This window comes from Streptococcus sp. FSL R7-0212 (assembly GCF_038007985.1).
GTDB lineage: Bacteria > Bacillota > Bacilli > Lactobacillales > Streptococcaceae > Streptococcus > Streptococcus parauberis.
Window position 1 is genome coordinate 1204829 of sequence record NZ_JBBOYF010000001.1, and the last position, 17904, is coordinate 1222732.

A 17904-nucleotide genomic window follows, 5' to 3' on the forward strand; every position below is an offset into this window, starting at 1 on the left:
TTTATCTTCTCTTTCTAGATTTCTTTTTAGCTGGCTTACCATAATTCCCGTAAGCCCCATAACTACCATAACCACCATATGAATCAAGTGTTTCTTCTACTTTATTTAAAATAACACCCAAGAACAAGGCACCACTTTGTTCCATTTGTTCTTTTGCTTTTTGGATAAAGCGTCGTTTAATAGCCCCTGCTTCTGTTACTAAAATGTTTGCGTCAGCTTTTTGTGAAATAATCGCTGAGTCTATAACAAGGCCAATAGGTGGGGTATCGATAATCACATAATCAAATAACTCTTTTACAGTATCAATCATGAAATTAAAATTGCTATTTTGGAGTAAAGTTGTTGGATTAGGAGGAACATGTCCTGCTGGAATCAACATTAAGTTTTCAATATTTGTATGAGAAATAACTGCTGATAATTCTGCATTACCTGATAGGTAACTTGATAGACCTTCATACTTTTCATCAGCTTTAAATGTACCAGACATAACTGAATTACGGATGTCTGCATCGATTAATAGGGTTTTAAGACCTGCTTTAGCAAATGAGATAGCAATATTTGCGGATAATGTCGATTTCCCTTCACCAGGTTGTACTGATGTTAAGGTGATAACTTTTAAATCTCGACCACTAAATTGGATGTTAGTCCGAATGGAGTTATAGTACTCTTCGGCGATATCATATAGTTCTTTTTTACTTTTTACTAATTCTAAACGTGCCATTCTTTACCTCTTACATCTTGTTAGTGTTAGGTACAATACCTAACAAAGTCATACCAAGAAGCTCTTCAACATCTTCTGGGCGTTTCACGCGGTCATCAACGACTTCTCCGACAATCACTGTCACGATTGTTAAGAAAGCACCGAATAAAATACCAACAAGTGTGTTACGTTTGATATTTGGTGAAGATGGACTTGTCGGCATAACTGCTTTTTCAAGCGGAGTCACATCTTGGACCTTAGTGACTGATTTAATTTTTTCGGATGCAACATCGCGAACTGAGTTTGCTAAGTCTTTAGCAGCCTGAGGATCATGATTTGTCACAGCAATTGAGATAACACGTGTATCTGCTGGAATTGTTACAGCAATCATCTTACTCAATTCTTCCGGTGTCATTGAAACACCGTCATTAGCAATGACATCTTTCATAACATCACGAGATGTAATAATTTCCTTATAGTCATTAACTAATAAACCACCGGCTTGCAAGTCAGTTGCTGACAAATTATCAGCTTGTTGTGTTTTATTAAGAACATAAATACGTGTTGATGCTGTGTAAGAGGGCTTAATTAAGAAGATACTAGATAATAAAGCCAAAGTCCCAAAAAACAGGGCCATGAAAATAATTAAAAACTTCTTCGTCCATAACTTCTTTAATAAACTCAATACATCAATTTCCATTGATGGTTTTTCCATGTTATTCATAAATTCTCCTATAAAAATTCGTTATTGATCAAACTTGCAGCATTCTCTTCAAAAAGTTTTCTTGCCCGTCTTGTTCCATAATCCTTTTCAACGATTTGATAAGCCTGTTTCATATATGGTGGACGTTTTTTTAGATTATGCATATCACTTGATATACAATGGACTAAGTCCTTATCCAAAAAGTATTTGGCACGTTTTTTAAAGATTTTAAGTTTATCACCAAATAGCTTCGCTTTTAAGACATGGGCACTATTGACTTGCGTGTAACAACCCATATTAATTAACTCCTGCACACGGTCCCCATTAAATTCAAGAACTGCGTAGCGTTCGATATGCGCGACAATTGGTGTAATTCCTAACATTAACACTTGAGATAAAGCTAAATGGATATCCTTCCATGGGGTCATCTGGCTAAATTCAATTAGAGCAAAACGTGTATCGTTCATGCAAGGAATTTCATTATTTTCCAGTTTTTTTAGAATGTCTGCTGTGAAGTATAATTCACCACCGTATAACAAAGTTAAGTCAGGAAACTTATCTGCAGCTTCCCGTTTAACATGCATAAATTTATTTAAAATGTCATCTTCTGGTGTTTCAAACATTCCTTTTCTGCGATGTGATGTTGATACAATTGTACGAACACCTTGCTTATAACTTTCCTCAAGTAACGATAAACTTTCATCTATTGTTAGCGGACCATCATCCACATCGAAAATGATGTGGGAATGGATATCAATCATTTAATTCCCCTCCATGGTATTTTTTATTGCTTCTTTTGCAGTTTCGACACTCTGATCATCTAGTTTTAACATGTATAGAGCAGAACCTGGCATTGCATAAGATGGTAATTCACCAGTTGACCCTGAACCAGTAACATCTTGTGACGTTACTGTATATGATGATTTATCAGCTACCTGTGAATTTGCTAATGTCATCAATTGATTTAATGATAAATTTGTTTGAATTGAATTTTGTAATCCCGTTACAATTGATGTAAATTGTGCAGGTGATTTAATTGTTGATAATTTTTGAATAACTGCAGAGATGACCTTCTCTTGGTTTTTACCACGATCGTTATCTCCACCTTGTAGTGAATGACGTTCGCGAACAAATGTTAGAGCTTGTTTTGAATTCAGAGCAATCCGACCTTGTGGGAAGTCGTAACCATTTGCACTAAATGCTTGGTCATTATTAACTTCAATGCCACCTAATAAATCAATTAGATCCATGAAGGTCGAGAAATTAATTCTTGCATAGTTATTAATCTTGATGTCATATAGACTTTCTAGAGTTGCCATAGAAGTCTCTACACCATAGATTCCAGCATGAGTTAACTTATCGTACTGATCTGCTCCTCCGCCAGGAATTTTCACATAAGAATCACGAGGTGTTGTTGTTAACAGAACTTTATGGGTCTTAGTATTGGCAGTCAAAATGATGTTCACATCTGAACGTGAAACTGTAGAAATTGCGCCGTAAGTATCAATACCACTGATATAGACGTTAAAGGAATCCTTGTTTGATGACAGTTTATTTGACGATTTGATTGCTTTTTTGACTTTGTAAGTGTAAATAGTCTTAACCTTATCCCTATAGTTGGCATCTGATTGCTCAATCAATGAACCATAGGCACTATTTAAAACCATCGCTTTGGAAGAACCAATCATGATTTTGTCATAGGCTTCCTTATATGAAGCGACATTATTGCTTGCTAAATCAATTTTTTTGTCTTCTTTAATACGTTCCAACAAAGAATGAATATTCGATGCATCCATATCAGTTGGCGCATCAACTTCTTTCAACTCAGAAACAGATTGAATTGAACTATCTTTAGGAACAACTACTAACATTTCAACTTCTGAGAAAGATGCCGTTTTATTCATCTGTGCTGTAAAGTCAATAGTTTGTTTAAAAGCAAAAAGAGTAATTGCCAAAATAATATTAGCAATTATCAAAGTAATCATTGATAGAAATCTTGCTCGTTTTCTAATAATTAAGATAAGCCAGAACAAAAAGAGCAAAAATAAAATCCCAGCCACAATTAAATTGAAATGATGGAATGCAAGGAAATTATAAGTATACATTAAGAATATAATGATAAGCGATAATATCGCATATAGCACTAGTAAAGCGAAATTAATTATGCTAAAACTTGTGCCACTTTTTTTAGTAGTACCATGACTACTTCTTGATCTTGATGCCATTAATTTAGTCTCCGAATCATGTTCTTACACAGAAATATAGAGATATTATACCACTTTTTCATATATTTTACAATTTTTGATTATTAGAATATTAACAAAAATTCAATAAATTTCAATGAAAACGGTTACTTTCTAAATTATCTTTTTAAATTAGAAATTGTATATTTTTAAGTTCGCCGATTGTAAAATTAAGCTAGACAAATAAAAAAGTCATTTGTGCTACACTCAAGATAGTTCCCGCAAAAGAATTATAAGGAGTGAAGACAAATGACCTATACCCATCTTACATCAAATGAACTTGCAATGATAGAGGCGTATTATAATAATCATCAATCTGTAGCTAAAACCGCAGTACTATTGAATAGATCTAGACAAACGATTCATAAAGTTTACCAATTTTTCAAAACAGGGCACAATGCTCTAGATTATTTCAATCAATACAAGAAGAATAAAACTCGCTGTGGCAGACGTCCTATTGTCTTATCAGATGAACAAACAGAATATATTCAAAAGAGGGTTGTTCAAGGTTGGACACCTGATGTGATTGTTGGCCGTGCAGAGTTTTCTATTTCTTGTTCTATGCGTACACTTTATCGTATGTTTAAACAAGGCGTATTTGAAGTGACTCACCTACCTATGAAAGGAAAACGTAAAGCCAACGGACACAAAGAAACTCGGGGAAAACAATCTTTTCGTCGATCACTTCGTGACAGAGGAAATGATTATTCTAAATTCAATCAAGAATTTGGCCACCTTGAAGGGGATACTATTGTGGGTAAAAAGCACAAAAGTGCTGTTATTACCCTCGTTGAGCGATTATCTAAAGTAATCATCACTCTTCAGCCAGAAGGCAGACGAGCTATAGATATTGAAAATCGTTTGAACCAATGGATGCAATCTGTACCTAAGCATCTATTCAAATCAATGACTTTTGATTGTGGAAAGGAATTTTCAAATTGGAAATCAATCAGTAATATAAATGATATTGATATCTATTTTGCAGATCCTGGTACACCATCACAAAGAGGGTTAAATGAAAACTCTAATGGTTTATTACGTAAAGATGGTTTACCAAAGCAAATGGATTTCAACGAAGTTGATGAATCTTTTATCCAATCTATTGCATCGAAAAGAAATAATATCCCTCGAAAATCATTAAACTATAAAACACCAATAGAAGTATTCTTGAGTCACATATGCAAAGAGGAATTGTCTAACTTAATTTGACAATTAATAGTTTGTAATATATATGGTTTTTAAAAATATACCGTTGAGGATACTTAATCTTGATAAAAATTGCTATTTAATATAGACTGAAAGTATGAGATTACAACAATTACATTACATTATAAAAGTTGTTGAATGTGGCTCGATGAACGTCGCAGCAAAACAACTTTTCATTACTCAACCTAGCCTCTCAAATGCTGTTAAGGATTTAGAAAACGAGATGGGAATTACTATCTTTAATAGAAATCCAAAGGGTATCACCCTAACAAAGGATGGTGTCGAATTTTTATCTTATGCACGCCAAGTTGTTGAGCAAACATCCCTCTTAGAAGACAGATATAAAAATCTCAATTCTAAACGAGAACTTTTTAGTGTGTCTTCACAGCACTACGCCTTTGTTGTTAATGCTTTTGTCTCACTATTAAAAGAAACCGATATGACCCAGTATGAACTTTTCCTTCGTGAAACAAGAACTTGGGAAATCTTAGATGATGTTAAAAACTTCCGATCTGAAATTGGTGTCTTATTTTTAAACGACTATAACCGTGATGTCCTGAGAAAGATGATGGAGGATGACCACTTAATTGCGACACCACTCTTCAAGGCTCACCCTCACATTTTTATCAGTCGAAATCATCCGCTTGCCAAGCATACACGTTTAACCTTCAATGATTTAAAACCATACCCTTATCTCAGTTATGATCAAGGCTTACACAACTCCTTCTACTTTTCGGAAGAAATGTTGTCAGAAATCAGTCACCCCAAATCCATCGTGGTCAGTGACCGAGCAACCTTGTTTAATCTTATGATTGGTTTAGATGGTTATACCATCGCCAGTGGCATTCTGAACAGTAATTTAAACGGAGATGGGATTGTTGCAATCCCACTTGATGTTCCTGACATTATCGATATTGTATATATCACACACGAAAAGGCAAATTTATCAAAAATGGGCCAAGCCTTTATTGACTATTTGATCAAAGAGGTTCAATTTTAAAAGACAAAAGCTAGTCATCCAATGACTAGCTTATTTTAATTGTAACTGCTCTTCGATGACAGTATTAATCCGATCGAAGTAAAATGGCGTGCGTTGATAATCCACTCCAGCATAAGTTGCCAGCTCAATAATTTTATCAAGAAAAGCTTGCGAAGAGAATTGGGTTGTCCGGTGTAACTCTTCTTCATCAAATGCTTTGATTAAATGAGCTAACGGATTACGAACTGATTTTTCAAATTTCCTTAAACCTTCGACAGTTGTTTTTATGTCAGTAGGTAAGTAAGATAATTGAATTAAGTCACTAAGACTTCGACTAGTAATATTGCGGCTTTGACGTTTTGATAAATAGTTATCAAACAATGGCAAGTGAGCTTGATACATAGCATCAAAATTCCAAGTATCATACTCCTCATTTTTAGCATCATTAATAAAAGTATCTAAATTAGGTACTTGTGATTTTACCAACCTCAAAAAGAGACGATAAAGGATTGGTGAAACCGAACGAACAAAATCAATAATTTCACCATTTTTGACTTTTACTTCTAAATCTAAAATGTAATTAGCAAGTTGTTCATCCAATTTATCTTCATTCATAAATAAAGGAATTTGATACTTTTCTTCGATACGTTTTGTATCAGCCTCATGCTCATAGAGAAATTCTAAATTGAGTTCACGACGTTCTTTTAATAATTCAATCAAAAATAAGGCATCCACAGAAAGGTTAGTCATTTTTGATGCAACTTTAAATGCGTGACTATAAGCATAGACATCCAAAAGGATATCTATTGTTTCATTTAAATCAGTCATAGGCAATCAGCGTTTCTAGTCCAACCTTCATCATATCAGTGAAAGTTGTTTGACGTTCTTCTGCACTAGTATCTTCACTTGGATCATTCAAGTTATCAGAAATTGTCATGATTCCCAAAGCTTTAACACCATGTTGTGCAGCTAAATAATAGAGGGCTGCAGCTTCCATCTCGATTGCTTTAACGCCTAGTTCCCCAAGAGCCATATTACGTTCAGGCATATTTGAATAAAAAACATCTGAAGATAATACAGAGCCAACATGAGTAGTTACACCCATCTCTTTTGCAATATGGTAAGCCTTATCAAGCAAATCAAAATCAGCAATTTGTGGGAAATCAAATTCTGGGAAATCATTACGGATAATATAAGAATTTGTCGCCGCAGCTTGTGCTAAGACCAATTCACGGACATGAACATTAGGATCAATAGCACCAGCAGTTCCCACACGGATAAGGGTTTTCACCCCATAATCAACAATTAATTCGCGGGCATAGATAGAAATTGATGGCATACCCATCCCAGTCCCCATTACAGAAACACGTTGTCCTTTGTACATACCAGTGTAACCAAACATGTTACGAACCTCGTTGAAACACACAGCATCTTCAAGAAAATTTTCAGCGATGAATTTAGCACGCAAAGGATCCCCCGGAAGAAGAATCTTATCGGCAATCTCGCCAGGTTGCGCAGAAATATGAATAGACATAATTTAAGATATGAAGGGCGACAGAGAACAAAGTAAAAATAGGAAACTGACGACGCATCACAGATACTAGACAGTTTATCTTTTTGACCAAGTCCTTAGCCTGAGTTCAAATCCATGAGCTCAGCCCTCACCTTTCTGATTTTATTTTTTTAGAATTTTATTTTATAGTTCAGCAAGGATTGCTTTTACCAATCCTTTGAAATCTTCTTTGATATGTTGTGTTACTTCAACTACTTCTTCGTGGTTTAATTCTGATTGGAAACCAGCAGCAAAGTTTGTAATGGCAGAAATACCCAAAACTTTCATTCCTGAATGGGCAGCAACAATGACTTCTGGAACAGTTGACATACCAACCGCATCTGCACCGAGTGTCTTGAAGGCACGGATTTCAGCAGGTGTTTCGTAAGTCGGACCTGTAACACCAATATAGACACCACCTTCAAGTTTTATGCCTAATTTGTCAGCAACTGTAAGGGCAGTTTTACGATAATCTGAGGTATAAGCGTCAGACATATCTGGGAAACGTGGACCGAATTCTTCCAAGTTTTCACCAATCAATGGATTATTGCCAGTCATATTGATATGATCTGTAATTACCATTAATGTGCCAGGACCATAGCCAATACCTCCAGCAGCATTTGTTACAAGGACACCAGTACAACCTAAAGCTTTCATCACACGAACAGGGAAAGTTACCGTTTCCAGAGGATTACCTTCGTAAAAATGGAAACGACCTTGCAAAGCAAGTACTTTACGTCCTGCTAATTCACCATATACTAATTTCCCAGCATGGCCAACAACTGTTGACTGTCCCCAGTTGGGAATTTCTGAGTAATCAATTACGATGGCATTTTCAACTTCTTCAGCTAATTCTCCTAAACCTGATCCTAAGATAAGACCAAATTCTGGTTCAGTAATACCTTTTGCTAGCAAAAAATCTCTTGTTTCATTAATTTTTGTCATTAACGACATATACATCTCCTAAAATTATAATGGATTAACCACTTCACCATCTTCCTTAGTATAAGGACTTGGTAGTGGAACAGGTAAAATCTCAAGTAAGGCTTCTGATGGACGGCAAAGTTTTGTCCCTTTTCTTGTTACAACAATTGGACGATTAATCAAGATAGGGTCTTCCATCATGGCATCCAGAATCTCATCTTCAGTCACAGCTTCTTTATCTAAACCATGCTGATTATACTCTGGTACATTTTTGCGCACAAGTTCTTGGAAAGAAATGCCCATTGCTGCCACCAAATCCAATAATTTTTCTCTGCTCGGCGGATTCTGCAAATACTCAATTACTTGAGGTTCAATGCCTGCATGACGAATTATTGCAAGTACATTGCGGGAAGTTCCACAGTTGGGGTTGTGATAAATAGTTACTTTTTCCATATGGCTCCTTATTTCAATTCAGATAAGAATGATTGACCAATCATCGCTGTTTCAACGCCAAAGTTTTCAGCCACTGTTGCAGAAATGTCCGCAAAGTGTCCTTGAGGGATCAGACCATTGCCAGTAAATGATGGTGAGTAAGCTAAAAGCGGAATGTATTCACGCGTATGGTCAGTCCCCACATAAGTTGGGTCATTTCCATGGTCAGCCGTAATCAACAAGAGATCTTCTTCTTTCATATTAGCAATGATCTCAGGAAGACGTTCATCAAACTCATGCAAACAATCACGGTAGCCTTTCGTATCACGACGGTGACCAAAGTTGGCGTCAAAATCAACTAGGTTAGTAAATGAGAAACCTTTAGTAAATTCTGGCAATTGCATTGTTTTAAGCAATGTATCCACACCGTGGCTATTTGACTTGTTGTGCCCCATATCATTTGTGATACCAGACCCATTAAAGATGTCATTAATTTTTCCGACGGCATAAGTTGGCACACCAGCATTTGCTAAATTATTAAGAACTGTATCTTGGAAAGGAGAGACAGCATAGTCATGACGATTGGCAGTACGTGTAAAGTTCCCAGGCGTACCCACATAAGGTCTGGCAATAATTCGTCCAAGAAGTGCAGGGCGTTCCAAAGTAATTGAACGGGCATATTCACAAATGCGATAAAGCTCATCTAATGGAATAACATCCTCATGCGCAGCAATTTGAAGAACTGGGTCAGCTGAAGTGTAAATAATCAGCTCACCAGTTTCCATTTGACGAGGGCCAAAATCATCAATGACAGCTGTACCTGAATAAGGTTTATTAGCTTCACGAATGACTTTACGACCTGAGAATTCTTCAATTTTTGTTAAGATTTCTTCTGGAAAACCATTCCAGAAAGTATCAAAAGGTTCTGTAATGTTAAGACCCATGATTTCCCAGTGACCAGTCATTGTATCTTTACCAAGAGAAACTTCTTCTAATTTAGTAGCATAGCCACTAGGATTTTCTTCCTTGGCAACAGTTTTCAAAGGTGTTTCGCGAGGAATATTTCCTAAACCGATTTTCTCCATATTTGGAACTGTTAAACCAACTTGTTCTGAAATATGGCCTAATGTGTCAGATTCTGTATCAGCAACACCAGCATTGAAAAAGTTATCAGAGTCAGGTGCAGCACCGATTCCTACTGAATCTAGCACAACTAGATGAATACGATTAAATTTAGACATACGTCTCCAATCTAAGGGAGGTTACGGTTGGCTCCCTAAAACCTATAAATATTTTTTTATTTTATAAACACTATTTTTTTGGAGCTTCGAGGACTTTAACACCATCTTTTCCTGCAACGATGACTTTGTTGACCATACCATTAAAGAGACCATGCTCAACAACACCTACAGTTTTATCCAGCATTTCAGCAAACTCAAAAGGTTTTTCGATTTTGCCTAAGTCTAAGTCAATGATATAGTTCTTCATATCAGTGATTAGACGTTGATTTTCTTTCATCCGAAATGATGGTTTATAGCCTGCTTTTTCAAATACGCGGAACAAACGGTCTGCACCATATTGGATAACTTCAACTGGTAATTTGAAAGCTCCCAAATGTTCAACCATTTTTGATTCGTCAACTACCCAAATGTACTCTTTAGTTGGTGTCGCTACAATTTTCTCCATCAGAAGAGCAGCTCCCCCACCTTTGATTCCATTGAAGTCTTTGTCAACTTCATCAGCACCATCAACTGTTACATCTATGCTATCAATGTCATCAACATCTTTTAAAGGAATACCTAGACCTTCTGCTTGTTTAGTTGTTGCACTGGAAGTGGTTACGCCTACAACTTGTAAACCTTCATCCTTTATTCTACGACCGATTTCCTCTACGAAGAAATAAGCAGTTGACCCTGTCCCTAAACCAACAGTCATTCCATCAGTAACAAATTGAGCAGCTGTTACACCAGCTTGTTTTTTTAGTGCTTCCATGATTCCTCCTAATAAAAAAGTGTTCAGATATTTTTATTATACCATGAAAGCCCTAACTTGTTAATGAAAAGTGGCGTGAAACGCAACTTTCAAAATGAAGTTGAAGTCATTTATCTTCTCCTTTTGATACTTTTTTATTAGCAGGCAATTTTATCTAACTTCCGAAAGAATTTTAGAGAAGAAGTAAATGATCTGATAAATTTGACACTTATACTACAACCTCAAAATTTCATGAAACAAAACTTATACGAGGTCATTCATAAAATCATTAACAGAGACAAAACCTTGCATTCTTTGGGCACTTATCTTACAATTAAGGTTATGAGTATAACTAAAGAATTTGATACAATTACAGCTATTTCAACGCCTCTTGGTGAAGGGGCAATTGGGATTGTCCGCTTATCAGGTAGTCAGGCATTAGATATTGCAAAATCAGTCTTCAAAGGAAAAGACTTAGCAAGTGTTGCTAGCCATACTATTAATTACGGGCATATCCTTGATCCAGATAAAGATGAAATTCTCGATGAGGTCATGGTTTCTGTCATGCGCGAGCCTAAGACTTTTACCCGTGAGGATGTTGTTGAGATCAACACTCATGGTGGAATTGCGGTCACAAATGAAATCCTCCAATTATTAATTAAGCACGGGGCTCGTATGGCTGAACCAGGTGAATTTACAAAGCGCGCCTTTCTCAATGGACGCGTTGATTTAACCCAGGCTGAGGCTGTTATGGACATCATTCGTGCTAAAACGGACAAGGCCATGAATATTGCTGTGAAGCAATTAGATGGCTCCCTTAAGCAGTTGATTGATGCCACTCGCCAGGAGATTCTCAACACTTTAGCTCAAGTAGAAGTGAACATCGACTATCCCGAGTACGACGACGTCGAAGAAATGACTACTGCTTTAATGCGGGAGAAAACCCAAGAGTTCCAGACGCTTTTGGAGAATTTGCTGCGCACTGCCCGCCGTGGGAAAATCCTTCGTGAAGGGCTCTCCACTGCCATCATTGGCCGTCCGAATGTCGGCAAATCAAGCTTGCTCAATAATCTTTTGCGTGAAGAAAAGGCCATTGTTACTGATATAGCAGGTACTACACGTGATGTGATTGAAGAGTATGTGAACATCAAAGGCGTTCCCCTAAAATTAGTTGACACTGCCGGCATCCGCGATACCGAAGATATAGTGGAAAAAATTGGTGTCGAACGTTCTAAGAAAGCTCTCAACGAAGCAGACTTGGTACTTCTTGTTCTTAATGCATCAGAAAAGTTAACCGATCAAGACCATATCCTGCTTGATCTCAGTCAAGATAGCAACCGCATTATCCTTCTCAATAAGACAGACCTTGAGGTTCAAATTGAGAAAGACCAATTGCCATCAGATTATATTGAAATCTCAGTTCTTAACAATGAAAACATTGATCAAATTGAAGACCGCATCAATCAACTTTTCTTTGATAATGCAGGACTGGTTGAACATGACGCAACCTATCTATCCAATGCCCGTCACATTTCATTAATTGAAAAGGCAGTCCAAAGCTTACAAGCAGTTAACGACGGCCTAGCTCTTGGAATGCCCGTAGACCTCCTCCAAGTTGACCTAACCAGAACCTGGGAAATCCTGGGAGAAATCACCGGCGACGCAGCCCCAGATGAATTAATCACACAACTATTTAGTCAATTTTGTTTAGGAAAATAAAGTCCAATAATACTTTTCATCTGCTGTCCACACCACAGATGAAAAGTATCAAAAAATAAAATCAAATATCATATCAGCAAAAAAGAAGCCTTGCGGCTTCTTTTCTTCTGTCTATTTAATTAATTCATAGATGGCTTCTGCGTAGATTGCTGCTGAGCGGAAGATATTATCTAATGGCATGTATTCGTTGGCTTGGTGCATTGTGTTTTCGTCGCCTGGGAACATTGCTCCAAAGGCTACACCGCGTTCTAGTAAGCGTCCGAATGTACCACCACCGATAACTTGTTCAAATCCTTTAAGGCCAGTTTGTTTTTCATAGACTGACAGTAAAGTAGCAACTAATTCATCATCCATTGATACATAGTGTGGTGTGTGGACGTGTTCTGATAAGCTCACGCGTGAAACGCCAGCTAATTTTTCCAGACCAGATTTAAGTCCTTCAGGATCAATACCTTTTGGATAACGGAAGTTAAGGGCAATGGTGTTATCAGTAGCTAGCTGATCGAAGTTGAAGACACCAGCATTCATACTAAGGGCACCCATTTTTTCATCAACAAAAGCAAGCCCAAGTTTTTTGGCATCGAAATCTTCATGCAATGTGAGGCCAGCAATTTTAAGGAATGCTTCGGCAGGTCCTGCAAATGTGAATTGGTTGAGGAATTTAGCTAATAAAGTCGCTCCATTAATACCAAGTTCTGGTGTTGACCCATGTGCAGATTTACCAATGACAGTAACTTTAATGCCTTCTGCTTCTTCTGTGATTTGTCCAGTCACATTTTCTTCAGCAAGGAATTGTTCAAAAGCAGCTGTTAAAACAGAAAACTCATGAGCTGAGGTGATAAGCGCTGTTGCTGATTCAGGAACCATGTTCTCACGAAGGCCTCCTTTAAAGCTTTTTAGGACAAAAGCACCATCATTAGCACCATCAAAATGAAGGTACTCCGTGATATTACCTTTTTCACCATTGATGATTGGGAATTCGGCATCTGGTGAGAAACCAAAATCAGGGTCTTTAAGTCCGTTATGAGCGAAGTAATAATCCATGTCGCCCCATCCAGATTCCTCATCAGTACCAACGATGAATCGTACTTTTTTAGAAACAGGAAGACCTAAATCTTTGATAATTTTTAAAGCATAGTAACAAGCTAAAGTAGGTCCTTTATCATCTGAAGACCCACGCGCATAAATACGGTTGTCCTTAATCACTGGCTCATATGGATCTGTATCCCAACCAGCACCTGCTGGAACAACATCTAAGTGAGCAAAGATTCCAAGTACTTCTTCACCTTGACCAAATTCAAAGTCACCAGCATAGTTGTCAATGTTTCGTGTTTGGTAACCATCACGTTCAGCCATTGCTAGAAAATGCTCCAAAGCTTTAACTGGACCAGGGCCAAATGGGTGTTTGTCATCAACTTGACTATCATCACGCTCAGAATTGATGCGCAATAAGCTAATGAGGTCTTCTAACATGACCTCTTTACGTGCTTCAACTTCTGCTTTAAAATCTATCATTCAATTACTCCTCTTCTAAAGGGAAATAAGCTGTATGATCACATACAACTTACTTAACCATTTATTATTATTTATAGTAGTATTATACCATGTTTGCCAATAGAATGCTCTGGCAAATTGTTAACGACGTTCAATTAATTCATCAACAGGTAGACGGTAGCTTGGCTCTGGATGCTCATCGCTATAGCCGACAGTGATTAAAATCTCAGGACGGAAACGTGAATCCACATCTAAAATTTCATTAACGATAGTTTTATCAAAACCAAGAATCATATTAGAAGAAATTTTTTGGTCAGTCAAAGCAAGAACTAAGTTCATTGCCACAAGGCCAGTATTAAAAGCTAGGTAATCACTCTTTTGATCAGGTTGGAATTTGTCATAACGTGGAGGTAAAGTTTCCATGTAATAGCCAATTAAATCATCAGGCAATGATTTGACACCGACACGGGCAATCTTACGCGAACGTTGAGCAAGATCAGTATCAGAGAAAACAGCAATAACGTACTGTGCTTGTTCAATCTGAACTTTATTTCCTTCAACCATATCTTTAGCAAGGTCAGCTTTTTTGTTTTCAACCACAACAAATTTCCAAGGTTGAATATTGTTGGCACTTGGTGCTAAAGTCGCAATCTCGATGGCTGTCCGTAAATCTTTAAAGTCAACTTTTTGATCATTAAATGATTTAACAGCGTGGCGTTTCTTATTCAATTCTAGAAATTTCATAACAAAACTTCCTATCTTTCTTTATTTTCGTACACCTTATTTTATCATTTTTTGAAACTGTTTTCATGCTTTTTTTGCAATTTTCAACCAAAAGTTAGTCATTTTTTTGATTAAAACTAGCTAGTAAATTTTCGGCAACTTTTTCTGGAATCCCCAAGGCCCTTATCTCATCTACAGTGGCATTACCAATAGCTGTCATATTCTTAAAATGTTTGAGCAAGGTTTGCTTGCGCTTAGGACCAAGCCCCTCAATATTGTCCAATTTTGAGGAGAAAGAATTCTTACTGCGAACCTGTCTATGGAAGGTAATAGCAAAGCGGTGAACCTCATCTTGAATGCGATGAAGCAAGAAAAATTCCTCTGAATTGCGGGGTAAATCAATCACTTCCAAGGGGTCACCAAACAAGAGTTCTTGGGTTTGGTGCTTGTCATTTTTTTGCAAACCAGCAACTGGAATAGATAAGCCGAGTTGATTTTGAATGACATCCTTAGCGATATTAACTTGCCCTTGTCCTCCATCAATGATGATTAAATCTGGAGCTTGTAAGTTGTCCTTTTGAACCCGACTATAACGTCTGGAGATAACTTCCCGCATACTGGCATAGTCATCTGGCCCAGTGACTGTTTTGATTTTGAATTTTCGATAATCTTTTTTACTTGGTTTTCCATCGACAAAGACGACCATAGCGGCGACTGGACTTGTTCCTTGAATATTCGAGTTATCAAATGCTTCAATTCGAATAGGTGTTGGAATAGCCATTAACTCACCTAGATTATCAATAGCCCCTTTTGTCTTTTTGAAATCTTTTTCCAGCAAATCAAATTTTTGTTGAAGGGAGACACGTGCATTCTTGGTTGCTAAGGCGACTAGCTGCTTCTTCTCACCACGTTGTGGTTTAATTATCTTGCTTGGGACAATAGCTTCTACCAGTTCGTGGTCAATGTTAGCAGGAATGAAGACTTCCTTGGGTAGGAAATGTCTTTTATCTTGGTAAAATTGCCCCATATAAGTTAAGAAATCATCTTCTTCCTCGTTATAGTAGGGGAACATATTAACATCTCTTTGGATTAATTTCCCCTGTCTAACAAAGAAAACTTGAACGCACATCCAGCCTTTTTCGACGTAATAGCCAAAAATGTCTCTGTCCATTAAGTCTTTACTCATCACTCGTTGTTTGGTTCTCAGCGTAGCAATTCCCGAAATCAAATCACGATACTCAGCAGCTCGTTCAAACTCCAATTCCTCGGAAGCTGACTTCATCTTTCTTTTTAGACCATCAATGATTTTGTCGTCTTTACCATTCAAGAACAGTTTGACGTCTTCCACCAGGCCATCCCAGTAAGCTTTATCAGTTTGACAAATGGTATGGGCATTACACTGGCCGATGTGATAATAAAAGCAAACTTTGTTTACAGGGTTAGTACATTTCTTAAAAGGGAAAATTCGGTCCAAAAGCTTTTTGACTTCATTTGCTGTATAAGAATCAGGATAAGGGCCAAAATAGAGCCCATCATTCTTACGAATTTGGCGAGTAATCAATAGACGCGGGAAATGCTCATTAGTAATCTTGATAAAGGGATAAGACTTGTCATCCTTTAACTTGATGTTATATCGAGGCATGTTCTCTTGTATCAAGTTAATTTCTAAAAGAAGAGCTTCTGTATTTGAGCCCGTTACAATGAATTCAAAATCAGCAATTTCTGAAACCAATAATTCAGTCTTGGTATCATGACTTCCTCTAAAATAAGAGCGAACCCGATTCTTTAAATTTTTAGCTTTTCCAACATAGATTATTTTGCCGTCTTTATTTTTGTGGAGATAACATCCTGGACTATCAGGAAGCAATTCCAGCTTATGTTTAATCAGATCATTCATAAATACTATTCTACCAAATTTTAGCCTGAAAGAGTCAAAAAAGAGCTGATGGATCAAATTCTTAGTATACATATAAATTAATATTTTTCATAAAGCAAGAAGTGATAATACTTATAGCAAAAAAATACTTTTCATCACGATGAGAAGTATTTTTATAAACTATTTTGAATCCTGAATCCTAAAATAAGCTTTATTCGATGATATGAATCTTAACCACTTTTGTATGCATAATTGCCATAAGAAATAATAAGCTAATCAGTACTAGTGGGAAAAGGGACATTGAGATATATTGGGCAATAACACCAAATAATGGGGGAATAATGACAAATCCCAAATAAGCAAAGGCCATCTCGACACCAATCATTGCCTGTGACCGTTCCTTACCGAAATGCTCCGGTGTGGAATGAATAATACATGGATAAATTGGTGCACACCCTAAGCCGATTAAGAGCAAACCTGCTAGAGTAAGGCCATGGATTTGCAAAGGAATTAAGAAAATCAGAATACCTGACCCAATTAATACGAGCCCAATCCGAATCAACTGATCATTGGTAAAACGCATGGCCATAAAACCATTTATCCCACGACCAAGTGTGATGCCCAAATAAAAGAGGGTGGTAAATGTAGCTGCCATAGGTACACTCAAACCTTTAACTTCAACCATATAGGAACTTGTCCAAAGTCCCGTCACTGATTCCAGTGCACAGTAGGCAAAAAACGTCAGCATTATCTCTTTGGCACCAGGAATGGCCAATACTTCTTTAAAACTTAAGACTTTAGCAACTTGCTGATTCTGACTGGGATTAACATGGTCATTTGTCCAAAGTGGCAAATTCATAAAGAGCACAGCTGTGAAAATAACCTGTATTACTCCCACTAATATATAGCCACTATTCCATGTGTTTCCCAGATTCATCGCATATCCAAGGGAATAGGTCCCCGTCGAAACACCTACACCCCACATACAATGCAACCAACTCATATGTTTGCTTGAGTAGTGCAGCGCAACATAATTATTTAAGGCAGCATCAACGGATCCCGCACCTAAACCATATGGAATGGCTAATAAACAAATCACCCAAAATGAATGACAGAGACCAAAACCAAGAATAGCGAAGGCTGTAATGGCTACGCTGACTGCAGTTACCATGCCGGTTCCAAACTTTTTGTTAAGTCGGTTACTTTGTAAACTTGAAAAGATTGTTGCCATGGAGATTATGGTGGTTAGAATCCCCATATAAGAAACAGGTAAGCCCATTTCCAGTTGCATGGCAGGCCAGCCTGCACCGAGTAAGCCATCTGGTAATCCTAAACTAATAAAAGCCATGTAAATGACCAGTAATAATAAATGTGTCATTCTA

General features: G+C 37.2%; 17 protein-coding genes. 3 read left to right on the plus strand and 14 right to left on the minus strand.

Annotated features, from left to right (window positions below; translation table 11 throughout):
- Position 1 precedes the first annotated feature (1 nt).
- From MKY69_RS06185 to cpsA, 4 genes are read right to left on the minus strand one after another with little or no spacing between them, the layout of a single operon-like run.
- A complete protein-coding gene (locus tag MKY69_RS06185) occupies positions 2 to 721 on the minus strand; it encodes a tyrosine-protein kinase (RefSeq protein WP_003107042.1) in 720 nt (239 codons plus the stop codon).
- Between the two features lie 10 nt (positions 722 to 731).
- Entirely contained in the window at positions 732 to 1424 is a 693-nt protein-coding gene (locus MKY69_RS06190) for a Wzz/FepE/Etk N-terminal domain-containing protein (protein WP_003108307.1), read from the minus strand.
- Positions 1425 to 1432: 8 nt separating this feature from the next.
- The gene (gene cps4B, locus MKY69_RS06195) at positions 1433 to 2164 is read right to left on the minus strand and encodes a capsular polysaccharide biosynthesis protein Cps4B (protein ID WP_340791174.1); all 732 of its coding nucleotides are present in this window, start codon (positions 2162 to 2164) and stop codon (positions 1433 to 1435) included.
- The gene (gene cpsA, locus MKY69_RS06200) at positions 2165 to 3628 is read right to left on the minus strand and encodes an LCP family glycopolymer transferase CpsA (RefSeq protein ID WP_340791176.1); all 1464 of its coding nucleotides are present in this window, start codon (positions 3626 to 3628) and stop codon (positions 2165 to 2167) included.
- A gap of 267 nt (positions 3629 to 3895) precedes the next feature.
- Here cpsA and MKY69_RS06205 point away from each other — a divergent pair, with 267 nt between their 5' ends.
- Positions 3896 to 4855, plus strand: coding sequence for an IS30-like element IS1062 family transposase (locus MKY69_RS06205; protein ID WP_002360751.1), 960 nt, complete (start codon positions 3896 to 3898; stop codon positions 4853 to 4855).
- 94 nt (positions 4856 to 4949) lie between these two features.
- Positions 4950 to 5852: a LysR family transcriptional regulator gene (locus MKY69_RS06210; RefSeq protein WP_311982271.1), complete on the plus strand. Its 903-nt coding sequence runs from the start codon at positions 4950 to 4952 to the stop codon at positions 5850 to 5852.
- A gap of 30 nt (positions 5853 to 5882) precedes the next feature.
- On the opposite strand, the gene MKY69_RS06215 is transcribed toward MKY69_RS06210, so the two are convergent.
- From MKY69_RS06215 to rpiA, 6 genes are all read right to left on the minus strand, one after another.
- Positions 5883 to 6659, minus strand: a complete 777-nt coding sequence (locus tag MKY69_RS06215; protein WP_003107046.1) for a hypothetical protein — start codon at positions 6657 to 6659, stop codon at positions 5883 to 5885.
- Positions 6652 to 7365 (minus strand): purine-nucleoside phosphorylase, encoded by a 714-nt coding sequence (deoD, locus tag MKY69_RS06220; protein ID WP_003107047.1) that lies wholly within the window; start codon positions 7363 to 7365, stop codon positions 6652 to 6654. Before deoD ends, MKY69_RS06215 begins: the two co-directional genes overlap by 8 nt.
- A gap of 162 nt (positions 7366 to 7527) precedes the next feature.
- On the minus strand, positions 7528 to 8337 hold the full coding sequence (locus MKY69_RS06225; RefSeq protein WP_003104363.1) for a purine-nucleoside phosphorylase: 810 nt from the start codon (positions 8335 to 8337) through the stop codon (positions 7528 to 7530).
- A 15-nt stretch (positions 8338 to 8352) separates the two neighbouring features.
- On the minus strand, positions 8353 to 8760 hold the full coding sequence (arsC, locus tag MKY69_RS06230; protein WP_003107048.1) for an arsenate reductase (glutaredoxin): 408 nt from the start codon (positions 8758 to 8760) through the stop codon (positions 8353 to 8355).
- A gap of 8 nt (positions 8761 to 8768) precedes the next feature.
- Positions 8769 to 9980 carry a phosphopentomutase gene (locus MKY69_RS06235; RefSeq protein ID WP_103344562.1) on the minus strand — a complete coding sequence of 404 codons (1212 nt, stop codon included), beginning with the start codon at positions 9978 to 9980 and terminating at the stop codon, positions 8769 to 8771.
- Positions 9981 to 10050: 70 nt separating this feature from the next.
- The gene (rpiA, locus tag MKY69_RS06240) at positions 10051 to 10731 is read right to left on the minus strand and encodes a ribose-5-phosphate isomerase RpiA (RefSeq protein WP_071520033.1); all 681 of its coding nucleotides are present in this window, start codon (positions 10729 to 10731) and stop codon (positions 10051 to 10053) included.
- A 321-nt stretch (positions 10732 to 11052) separates the two neighbouring features.
- On the opposite strand from rpiA, the gene mnmE reads away from it, so the two are divergent.
- Positions 11053 to 12429, plus strand: coding sequence for a tRNA uridine-5-carboxymethylaminomethyl(34) synthesis GTPase MnmE (mnmE, locus tag MKY69_RS06245; RefSeq protein ID WP_037619617.1), 1377 nt, complete (start codon positions 11053 to 11055; stop codon positions 12427 to 12429).
- 111 nt (positions 12430 to 12540) lie between these two features.
- Here mnmE and pepV read toward each other — a convergent pair whose 3' ends face one another.
- The 4 genes from pepV to MKY69_RS06265 form a co-directional block, all read right to left on the minus strand.
- Positions 12541 to 13944 carry a dipeptidase PepV gene (pepV, locus tag MKY69_RS06250; RefSeq protein ID WP_003103644.1) on the minus strand — a complete coding sequence of 468 codons (1404 nt, stop codon included), beginning with the start codon at positions 13942 to 13944 and terminating at the stop codon, positions 12541 to 12543.
- A 120-nt stretch (positions 13945 to 14064) separates the two neighbouring features.
- On the minus strand, positions 14065 to 14667 hold the full coding sequence (locus tag MKY69_RS06255) for a nitroreductase family protein (protein WP_340791179.1): 603 nt from the start codon (positions 14665 to 14667) through the stop codon (positions 14065 to 14067).
- A 94-nt stretch (positions 14668 to 14761) separates the two neighbouring features.
- The gene (uvrC, locus tag MKY69_RS06260; protein ID WP_340791180.1) at positions 14762 to 16543 is read right to left on the minus strand and encodes an excinuclease ABC subunit UvrC; all 1782 of its coding nucleotides are present in this window, start codon (positions 16541 to 16543) and stop codon (positions 14762 to 14764) included.
- A 190-nt stretch (positions 16544 to 16733) separates the two neighbouring features.
- Entirely contained in the window at positions 16734 to 17900 is a 1167-nt protein-coding gene (locus MKY69_RS06265; RefSeq protein ID WP_340791181.1) for an MFS transporter, read from the minus strand.
- Between the last annotated feature and the right edge of the window lie 4 nt (positions 17901 to 17904).